This is a genomic window from Hyalangium sp. (genome assembly GCF_035629615.1).
In the GTDB taxonomy this organism is placed as follows: Bacteria; Myxococcota; Myxococcia; order Myxococcales; family Myxococcaceae; genus Hyalangium.
In genome coordinates this window covers 1-9736 of record NZ_DASPHO010000364.1, presented here as the reverse complement: position 1 = coordinate 9736, position 9736 = coordinate 1, and the positions used below count along the sequence as shown (strand labels likewise).

General features: G+C 67.3%; 11 protein-coding genes and 1 tRNA gene. 3 read left to right on the top strand and 9 right to left on the bottom strand.

What is annotated here, in order from left to right:
* From VD972_RS18685 to VD972_RS18655, 7 genes are all read right to left on the bottom strand, one after another.
* Positions 1-218, bottom strand: a 218-nt coding sequence (locus VD972_RS18685; protein WP_324988855.1) for a hypothetical protein, incomplete at its 3' end; no start/stop codon positions are given.
* A gap of 100 nt (positions 219-318) precedes the next feature.
* Complete coding sequence (locus tag VD972_RS18680; RefSeq protein WP_324988853.1) at positions 319-1179, bottom strand: trypsin-like serine protease; 861 nt, start codon at positions 1177-1179, stop codon at positions 319-321.
* Between the two features lie 134 nt (positions 1180-1313).
* Positions 1314-1865 carry a head protein gene (locus tag VD972_RS18675; RefSeq protein ID WP_324988851.1) on the bottom strand — a complete coding sequence of 184 codons (552 nt, stop codon included), beginning with the start codon at positions 1863-1865 and terminating at the stop codon, positions 1314-1316.
* Between the two features lie 70 nt (positions 1866-1935).
* A tRNA-Gly gene (locus tag VD972_RS18670) sits at positions 1936-2010 on the bottom strand.
* Positions 2011-2084: 74 nt separating this feature from the next.
* Complete coding sequence (gene pgsA / locus VD972_RS18665) at positions 2085-2765, bottom strand: CDP-diacylglycerol--glycerol-3-phosphate 3-phosphatidyltransferase (RefSeq protein WP_414654084.1); 681 nt, start codon at positions 2763-2765, stop codon at positions 2085-2087.
* An 11-nt stretch (positions 2766-2776) separates the two neighbouring features.
* Complete coding sequence (locus VD972_RS18660) at positions 2777-4831, bottom strand: tetratricopeptide repeat protein (protein ID WP_324988847.1); 2055 nt, start codon at positions 4829-4831, stop codon at positions 2777-2779.
* Positions 4788-5471, bottom strand: a complete 684-nt coding sequence (locus VD972_RS18655) for a lytic transglycosylase domain-containing protein (protein ID WP_324988845.1) — start codon at positions 5469-5471, stop codon at positions 4788-4790. The genes VD972_RS18660 and VD972_RS18655 overlap by 44 nt, the downstream gene beginning before the upstream one ends.
* A gap of 85 nt (positions 5472-5556) precedes the next feature.
* On the opposite strand from VD972_RS18655, the gene nadB reads away from it, so the two are divergent.
* From nadB to VD972_RS18640, 3 genes are all read left to right on the top strand, one after another.
* On the top strand, positions 5557-7146 hold the full coding sequence (gene nadB / locus VD972_RS18650) for an L-aspartate oxidase (protein WP_324988842.1): 1590 nt from the start codon (positions 5557-5559) through the stop codon (positions 7144-7146).
* 101 nt (positions 7147-7247) lie between these two features.
* Positions 7248-7883: a rhomboid family intramembrane serine protease gene (locus VD972_RS18645; RefSeq protein ID WP_324988840.1), complete on the top strand. Its 636-nt coding sequence runs from the start codon at positions 7248-7250 to the stop codon at positions 7881-7883.
* A 5-nt stretch (positions 7884-7888) separates the two neighbouring features.
* On the top strand, positions 7889-8482 hold the full coding sequence (locus tag VD972_RS18640; protein ID WP_324988838.1) for a TIGR00730 family Rossman fold protein: 594 nt from the start codon (positions 7889-7891) through the stop codon (positions 8480-8482).
* A 3-nt stretch (positions 8483-8485) separates the two neighbouring features.
* On the opposite strand, the gene VD972_RS18635 is transcribed toward VD972_RS18640, so the two are convergent.
* Positions 8486-9118, bottom strand: a complete 633-nt coding sequence (locus tag VD972_RS18635) for a hypothetical protein (protein ID WP_324988837.1) — start codon at positions 9116-9118, stop codon at positions 8486-8488.
* Positions 9115-9681: an orotate phosphoribosyltransferase gene (pyrE, locus tag VD972_RS18630; protein ID WP_324988835.1), complete on the bottom strand. Its 567-nt coding sequence runs from the start codon at positions 9679-9681 to the stop codon at positions 9115-9117. The genes VD972_RS18635 and pyrE overlap by 4 nt, the downstream gene beginning before the upstream one ends.
* Positions 9682-9736: the final 55 nt, after the last annotated feature.

Below are 9736 nucleotides of genomic sequence, written 5' to 3'. Positions count from 1 at the left end.
GACACGCGCCCCAGCGACGACGCTCTCTTCGTCTCGACGTCCTTCTTCTCCTTCGCGGTCACGCGGATTGTCGGCAGATAGCGGTTCTCAAGGTCTTTGGGCCCTGACACCGCGGGGATCCGATCGAGGAGAATGCCGTTGGACTCAGGATGCGCCTCGCCTGACGACGCTCTGACGGGGGCGTTCCCCAAGCACCCCCCATAGACGAGCGGCACCATGACCAACAGCAGGTGAGAGCCGAATGATCTCCAGGAATGGCGCATGGGATTCTCCCAGGGTGAGCCGACGCTGAGGCAGACTGATGGGTCCTGCTCCGAGTCATTGAGGGGAGGCGGGGGCCGCTTGAGTCGCTCGATCAAGCTCGTTGATGATCCAGGCACGGTAGGTCTGGATGTCGATGAAAGCGGGATCCTGGCCGAGCCCCCTGCTTGAAATACCCATGAGGGTGAAGCCATGCTCGGTCTGACGGAGGCAGGCGCCACCGCTGTCACCCTTGTATTCGTGGCGCTGGGGTTGATGAAACAGGATCCTCTCGTCTCCTGGCTCTTGAGTCCGCGTCACCTTGTACCTGTTGATGCGACGATCTCCGAGAAGTGTTCCCAGATCCTCGTCGAAGCCAAAGCTGACCATGATGATGGACTCATGGGCCTCCACCCCCGTCTCCGCCAGTGAGACAGGGGCAAATGCCATGCTGACGGGAGTGTCCAGGACGATGAAGGCGAGATCTGCCTTGGATGACATGACACGCCCCAACGAGTCGAGCACGATCTTCAGCTCAGGATGGGGCCGGACCTGCCCTTTGTACCTCTCGATAACGACACTGTACTTCCCCGGCGGGGGAGGCTCGTAGATAGCGGTGCTCACGGAGGCGCGTGTCACGCAAGATGAGGCGTCAATGATGTTCCTGCTCTCGCGTCCAGGCCCATGACGCTCTTGCCGCTTGCAGACACAGTGCCCGGCGGTGAGAACCAGGCTCGGAGCGAGCAGTACCCCACTGCAATGAGTGCCCTTTCTCCATCCCTGCGGGGCTTGGGTGAGGATGTCGACCACTGACAGGAAGCGGTTGCCCGTATCGATCTCGCCCGCGAGCGGCCATTTGTTGTCGGCCAGACCCAGTGGTTCCGCCTCAGCCGTGGGCGACCCGTTCCGGCCGCCATCTGGAGACACCTCCTTGGGCACATCCCCTCGCTCCGTGCAACCGCCGCAGAGCAACAGGGCCCACAGCGAGAGCACCGCAGACAAAGACGCTCGGAATGTGGGGTGCACTTGGCTGCTCCGTGAGTCCTGGAGGGAAATGACTCAAGTTAGGACTGCTACATCGTGACCGGGAGCGGGTATACCGCGTAGTGCTGGAGATTGCGGTGGTACAGCGCGACGTGGCGCTGGCCTGCGATGAGCTGGTAGGTGCGCTGAGGAGGCTCTGGCTGGGACCTCAACCAGGCAATCGCTTCTTCACGTCTATCGAAAGACAGCAGCGTGCCACTTGGGGCCGCTCGCCGGAGTTGATCGAGATAGCTCTCCAATATCGGATGGGGGAATAGCCGCCGGTCGTTGAGCTCACGGACATACATGACGATGTTGTATTCATCCGCAATCAATACAAACGCTCCATGGGGCGGTTCCGAATGCTGCTGTAGCCATGCCTCCGCATCTTCGCGTGTCTTGAAGGAGGCCACAGCATAAGGCGGTGCATCTTTACGAGATCGGAGGTAATCCTCGAAGGGGTAGACCGCCCCCGTCTCGGAGATAAAGCTGAGCGCCGCCCTGACCACCCTGAAGAGTTCATGCTCCTCGGGCGACTGAAGATCCTTCAGGCTCTGCCCGAGGAATCCCTGAGCGTCGAGGAGAAGTTCGTGGATACTCATGGGACTCCCAAGGCCTCCAAACGCCAGCGGCCGGAACCCTTTGGAGAGTTCCGGCCGCCGGACTTCATTCTGGAGCGGGAAAAGGGATTTGAACCCTCGACCCTCGCCTTGGCAAGGCGATGCTCTACCGCTGAGCTATTCCCGCGTCTGCCGCTCCGCCGTCGCTGTGCTACCGCGCCGTCGAAGCGAGGGCGGATATACCCACCCGCCCAAACCTCGTCAAGCCTTCTGTGCGTCCGTTCCCCCTCCCCGCCTGGCCAGCATGGAGAGGAACGCCCGGAAGTACACCACCGCGCTCCACACCGAGAACGCCCCCGACAGGTACACCAACACCTTCCCCACCTTGTTGTAGTCCACCATCACCACCTGCGACCCCAAGTCCAACGGATGCACGTAGTGGACGCAGAGTGAAATCACCCCCACCAGCTGCAGGCTGGTCTTCCACTTGCCCTCCTGCCCCGCCGCGATCACCATCCCCTCGCTCGCCGCGATGGTCCTCAGGCCGCTGACGATCAGCTCTCGCGCCAGCAGCACGATCACCACCCACGCCGCGATCCGCCCCAGCCGCACCATCATCACCAGCGCCGCCATGACGATCAGCTTGTCGGCCAGCGGGTCCATGAACTTCCCCACCACCGTGATCAGGTTCCACTTGCGCGCCAGGTACCCGTCCACCACGTCCGTGATCGACGCCACCGCGAACACCACCCCCGCCATCAACGAGTAGAACGGATCCGCGTCGTACGTGAACCACACGAAGACCGGGATCAGCAGGATCCGCCCCAGCGTCAGCATGTTGGGCAGGTTCCAGAACTCCTGGACGAGCACGCTCGGCGGGCGCGCTGCCCGGCGCCTCGCCTTCTCCTCCCGCTTCCGCTGCTTCCTGGTGGCTCGGTCCATGCTCACCCGTTCTATCGGACTGGGAGGCTCAGGAGGGCAAATCCTTCGCCGCTCAGCTCCACGGCTGTCTTCAAGATCTCACCTCCAGGCCCCTGCAGCAGCGGGACCACCCGCGGCGTGAGGTTGCCCTGCCAGCCCACCAGGTGCGTCAAGGGCACCGTCGCCGCCGCCTCCATCGTCACCAGCACCGAGCGCAACGGGCCCGCCAGGCTCAACAGCACCTTCCCGTTGCCTCGCAGGTGCACCAGATCCAGGTCCGGCGCCACGTCCGAGGGCACCCGGCCGTTCTCGAACATCACCGGCTCCTCGAAGGCAAACACCGACTCGTCGCGGAAGTAGGCGGACTCGTCGCCCAGTTCCACCGCCTGGAAGGTGCGCTTCTCGCTCGGCTCGATGAAGAGCATGCCCCGGCCCGTGGCCCGCACCACCCGCCCCAATCCGTCACCGAACGGCTTGTCCGTCGTGCGCCCCCGGAACCGCTTCATCTCCGGCTTGAAGGCAAGCTGCCCCGTGAAAGCCACCAGCCCCTCCAGCCGGGTGATCAGCTCCCCCTCCACCCGCACGGACAGGCCGCCCGCCCACACCATGAACGGGCTGTCAGGGGACACGCCTCCCAGCATCACCGCGGGAGCAAGCTCCCCCAGGATCGGCACCTCCCCTTCCCGCCAGTAATCCCCTCCCGCTGGCCCCGGTCCGGCAGCCTGCCCCAAGGGAGCCTGGCTGAGGGCCGGGCTGGCCACCGGGGACTCCACCGCTGGGGACTCCACCGCCGGGGGCTCCACCGCCGGGGGCTCCACCGCCGGGGGCTCCACTGCCAGGGACTCTACCGCCCGTGGCTCCACCGCCGGGAGCTCCATGGGAGCATCAGCGGACAGCGCCGCAGCCGAGGGCTCCTCTGCAGGCGGCTCCGGCGAGACCTCTCCCGGAGCAGCCGACTCCGCGAACACCTGAGGCTTCCCCGTGAGCGCCTGCTCGTGCTGGGCGATGGCGGCCAGATCCTCCGCGTTCTCGGGCTCCGCCGTCAGCACCGGCATCCCATCCTCGGAGATCTCCTCGATGGGAAGCACCGGGAGGTCCGCCTCTTCCACGGAAGGGACTCCCCCCGGGGCCTCCACACCGGCGTAGTCCAGCTCGGCGGTGGGCTCCGAAGCCACGCTGGAGGCGGTCGAAGCCTCCTCGGCCACGCTCGAGGCTGGTGGCTCGGAAGTCATCTGGACTTCCGCCACGGGGTGTCCGGCGTCATCCAGCCCGAACTGCGCGCCCCAGTCCTCCTCGGCGGTCGGAAGCGCCCGCTGCGGGAGAGGCGGCGGCACAGCCGCTAGCTCAGGCACAGCCTCGGACTCCGGCGCAGGCGGAGCCTCGAACTCTGGCGGAGGCGGTGGCGGTGGCTGCTCCGTCGCCGTCGCCTGCGTGAGCACCTCCTCCACCACCTCGATCTCCTCATCCGAGCTCTCGGGAGGCGGCGGCGGCGGCGACTCCTGCACCGGCACGCCACCCTGCTCACGCACCACCTCGGCCCCCTCGAGCTCCGAGAAGCCGCGCTCCTTGGCTGGCTGCACCGGCGCTGGCCGGCTGAAGCCCTCGCCCGCGATGGCGCGGCCCATCTTCTCGGCCATGGCGTCGCTGCCCGCCAGCAGGAAGTGCTCGCGCGCCCGGCCGTACTCCCCCTGCTGCGCCAGCGCCAGCCCCAGGTAGTTGTGGGCCTTCTGGTGCTCCGGCGACAGATCCACCGCCACCTCGAACTCGCGCACCGCTCGCTGCAGCGCGTTCGTCTTCAGGTACACCAGCCCCAGGTTCACCCGCAGCGTGGCGTCCACCGGGTTGTCGCGCACCAGCTGCTCGTAGAGCTCCGCCGCTCGGTCGAACAGCCCCAGCTTGAAGTACGTCAGCCCGAGCAGGTTCTGGGCCTTCTCGTGCTTCGGCTGCAGCTTGTAGGCACGCTCGAGGAAGTCCTTGGCCTCGATCACCTTGCCCGCAGCCAGCAGTTCCCCTCCCCGGTACAGGAGGTCCAGGAACTCGTCGTCAACGGGGGTCGGCTCCGGCCCCGTCGCTCGCGTCGTCGCCATCGCTGCTCGCTTCGCGGGGCTCGTTCTGGGCGAGCCTCTCGCGCTCTTTGTAGTGGTAGTAGAGCTGGAGGACCTTGCGCACGTACCCCTGCGTCTCCTCGTACGGCGGGATGTTCCCCTTGTACCGGCGCACTGCGTCCGGGCCCGCGTTGTACGCGGCGATCATCTTCACCATGTCCCCTTCGAACTGGTTGGCGAGCACCCGCAGGTAGCGCACCCCGCCTTCGATGTTCTCCTTCTCGTCGAAGATGTCCTTCACGTACATCTCGGTCGCCGTCTGGGGCATCAGCTGCATCAGCCCACAGGCGCCCTTGGGGGACACCGCGTTCGCGTCGAAGTTGCTCTCCGCCTGCATGATGGCGCGCACCAGGGGAGCGGGGATCTTGTAGCGCAGGGACGCCGAGGCAATGTGCGGCTCCAGGTCCGCCGGTGCCCGCGCGCGGCCTCGCACCGGCGCCGCGGGCGCCTGCGCCTGGGTGAAGGTGCCCTTGAGCTTCTTGGCCCGCTTGCTCCCGGGCGGAGGCACGTTGGTGTAGATGATCGTCCCGTCCTTCTCGACGTACCGGTAGATGCCCTCGGAGGCAGAGGCCACCAAGGGCAGCAACAGCAGGGCTGTCAGGACGGCGAGGGCAGAACGCATCGGCCCCCAAACCTTAGACGGGTGGCTAAAAGTCCTCAAGAAAACGCCTTGTTTCCGGCACTTACAGCCATTAAGGCTTCCTGCCATGCCCCAGCGCTTCGACTTCCTCGTCCTGGGTGGCGGTGTCGCCGGCCTCTCGTTTGCCCTCCAGGCAGCCCGGCATGGCACCGTCGCCGTGCTCACCAAGCGCGAGCGTTATGAGAGCAACACCCAGTACGCCCAGGGGGGCATCGCCAGCGTGCTGGCCCCCACTGACAGCTTCGAGGCCCATGTCCAGGACACCCTGGTGGCGGGCGCCGGCCTCAACCACCCGGACGCGGTGGAGGTGACGGTGCGAGAGGGCCCCGAGCGTATCCGGGAGCTCGTCGCGCTCGGCGCGGAGTTCAACCGGCGCTCCACGGGCGAGTTCGACCTGACGCGCGAGGGAGGCCACTCCGCCCGGCGCATCATCCACGCGGGAGACATCACCGGCCGCGAGGTGCAGCGGGCCATGCTGGCCTCCTGTGACGAGCAGAGAAACATCACCTTCTTCCAGAACACGGCCGCCATCGATCTGATCCTGGATCGGCGCCCCAGCCCGGGCCGGGCCAGCCGGTGCCTGGGCACCTACGCGCTGCTGGACAACGGCCACATCGAGACGTTCCTGGGCAAGGTGACGGTGCTGGCCACCGGCGGGGCCGGCAAGGTGTACCTCTACACCTCGAACCCGGACGTGGCGACGGGGGACGGGGTGGCCATGGCGTACCGGGCGGGCGCGCAGGTGGCCAACATGGAGTTCTACCAGTTCCACCCCACCTGCCTGTACCACCCGGAGGCCAAGAGCTTTTTGATCAGCGAGGCGCTGCGCGGCGAGGGCGGCAAGCTGCGGCTGCGCAACGGGCAGACCTTCATGGAGCGCTACCACGAGCTCGGGGCGCTGGCGCCGCGCGACGTGGTGGCCCGCGCCATTGACGCGGAGCTCAAGCGCACCGGTGACGACTGCGTCTACCTGGACATGACGCACCTGGGCCGCGCCTTCCTCACCGATCGCTTCCCCAACATCTACGCCACCTGCAAGGCCTTCAACATCGACATGGCCGTGCAGCCCATCCCCGTGGTGCCGGCGGCCCACTACATGTGCGGCGGCGTGGTGACGGATCTGTCCGGCCGCACCTCGGTGGCGGGGCTGTACGCCATTGGCGAGGTGGCCTCCACGGGCCTGCACGGCGCCAACCGGCTGGCCTCCAACTCGCTGCTGGAGGGGCTCGTCTTCGGCCACCGCGCCGCGCAGGTCACCGCCGAGGAGGTGCGGAGCCTTACCTCGTCCCCGCAGGAGCCGCCGGACTGGGATCCCGGCAGCGCGGTGGACTCGGACGAGAGCGTCGTCGTCACCCACAACTGGGACGAGCTCCGCCGCCTCATGTGGAACTACGTGGGCATCGTCCGCACGGACAAGCGCCTCATGCGGGCGCGGCGCCGGCTGGATCTGCTGCGCGAGGAGATCCGCGACTACTACTGGCGCTTCAAGGTGACTCGGGACGTCATCGAGCTGCGCAACATCGCGGACGTGGCCCACCTCATCGTCGACTGCGCCAGCCGCCGCAAGGAGAGCCGCGGCCTGCACTTCACGCTCGACTACCCCAACACGGACGATCACCACTGGAAGCGTGACACGGTCGTCTCCCGAGAGCTCTGATCCCGATGGCCCGCGCCCCTCGCATCCTCGAGAATCCCACGCCGGGAGGACCTCCCCCAGAGGAACAGCCGCCTCCCCCACAGGAGAGGCAGCCCTGGCCCGTGGTGTGCGGCGCCATCCTGGTGGGCTCGGCGCTCATGTTCCTCCTGGGCCGCACCCACCTCGTGCCCCCGCTCTCTTCGGCCCCGGATGGCCTGCTGCTGGCGCAGGAGGGCATTCCGCTTGCGCTCTATGGGCCGCTCGTCCAGCAAGGCGAGTACTGGCGGCTGTTGAGCTGCGCCTTCGAGCACGGCAGCGTGCTCCACATCGTCTTCAACATGTCGGTGGTCTACACGCTCGGCTTCATGCTGGAGCGCCACATCGGCAGCTGGCGCTTCCTGGGCCTGTGCCTCGTCACGGCCGTGGGCTCGTCCGCCTTTGCCCTCTTCTTCAACTTCGACACGCCCATGGTCGGCGCCTCGGGGATGATCCTCGGCTGGGCGGGGGTCATGCTCCCCATCGCCACGGAGCAAGGAAGGAAGGAGCTGGGCATGTGGCTGGTGCAGGTGGTGGTCATCAGCCTGCTGCCCGGTGTGAGCTGGGCGGGGCACCTCGGGGGCTTCCTCTTCGGCCTGCCCTGCGGCGTGGCCCTGAAGCTGGGGGGCCCCGTGTACAACCGGGCGCTCCCCCTCATCCTCTTCATTACCGCCGTGGTGGCGGCATTCGCCGCTCACCCGGAGTGGCGGCCGAGGTCCTGACACCCATGGAGATGAAAACGGTCTGTGTCTTCTGCGGCTCCCGCCCTGGCTCCCGCCCCGAGTTCCTGGCGGCAGCCACGGCGCTCGGCGCGGAGCTGGCGCGCCGCAGGCTCACGCTCATCTATGGGGGTGCCAGCGTGGGCCTCATGGGCGCCCTGGCGGATGCCGCCCTCGCCGAAGGGGGCCGGGCGGTGGGCGTGCTCCCCGTCAGCCTGCAGCAGCGAGAGCTGGGCCACCCGGGCCTGCACGAGCTGCACCTGGTGAACTCCATGCATGAGCGCAAGGCGCTCATGGCCAAGCGCGCGGACGCCTTCATCGCCATGCCGGGGGGCTTCGGCACCTTCGACGAGCTGTTCGAGATCATCACCTGGGGCCAGCTCGGCCTGCACACCAAGCCCATCGGGCTGCTGGACGTGGGGGGCTACTTCCAGCCGCTGGTGGCCATGGTTCGCCGGGGAGTGGAGGACGGCTTCATCCCCGAGGCGCACGCGCAGCCCTTCGCCGTGAGCGCCTCCGTGGGGGAGCTGCTGGAGCGGCTCCAGGCCGGCCCGACGATGCAGGCGACGGAGAAGTGGATCCGCCGGACCGAGGAGACGTGAGGCTCAGCGCGAGTGGACCCGCAGCTCGGCGTGTCCCAGCGTGGAGGCCAGCCTCAGCGCCACATGCGTGGTGCTGTCCGGAACGATGGGCGTGCCATCGGACATCACCTTCGGGAAGCGCACCCGGTAGGCCACCCAGAACACGCCCAGGTAGGGGTACATGGCTCGCATGTCCAGGTTCGCCCGGCCAATGCGCTCCACGCTCACAGGCTCCGCCTCTCCCAAGGGCGTCAGCAGGACGATGCGCCAGATGGAGCTCTTGCGGTTGGCGAAGTCCTCGAAGCGGTAGTCGTTGACGTGGACGCCGAGGTGGAACTCGTGGAACTGCGCCTCCTCCGCGCGCTCCTGAGCCAGCAGCTCCTCCACCCGCGGCTTCGGCAGGAACTTGAACTCCGCCAGCCGCTTCACCCGCGCCTCCCGGAACGCCATCGTCTGGAGCGTCGCCCCCGCGAACATCCGCGTGTCGAAGCCGTCGTAGATCTCCGCCCGATCCGAGTAGTGCTCGAAGATCTTCTGGTACTCCTGCTCGGCCCGGCGGTCCACCAGCTGGGGCGCTGGATCGCCAATGGTGGGTGGACTCGTCGTACAGCCAGAGAGCCACCCGAGCAACGTCGCGACGCAGAGCGCCTTCTTCACGGCAGGAAGTCCTTGCGGTTGAAGAGGGTGTAGAGCCGGTGGCCATCGGCCTCTACCGCCTCGCGCCCGCCCTCGAGTCTGTCCACCAATGCGAACGCTCCGAGCACCTTCAAGCCCTCGGCCTGCGCCCGCTCGATGGCCTTGAGCGTGGAAGCCCCCGTCGTCACGACGTCCTCGACGATCGCCACCGGGGCGTTCTGCCCCAACACCGCCAGTCCCTCGATCCACTGGCCCGTCCCATGTCCCTTGGGCTCCTTGCGAACGATGAAGGCCTCCAGCGGCGTGCCCGCCAGGTAGCTGGTGAGGCTCACCGCCGAGGCGATGGGATCCGCCCCCAGCGTCAGTCCGCCCACTCCCACGGCCAGCGGCGCCTCCCGCACGATCGCATCCAACAGCAGCCGGCCAATGAGGAAGTGCCCCTCCGCCAGCAACGCCGTGCGCTTGCAGTCGATGTAGAAGTCCGACTCCTTGCCGGACGAGAGCACGACCTTGCGATGCTCGAAGGAGCGCTCCGTGAGCAGCTCCAACAGCCGCGCTCGGTCGCGGGCCAGCGCGGTGTTCATCTACAGGCCCTCCAGGTATGCCACCAGCTCCGCCGAGTACCGCAGCTGCATCAGC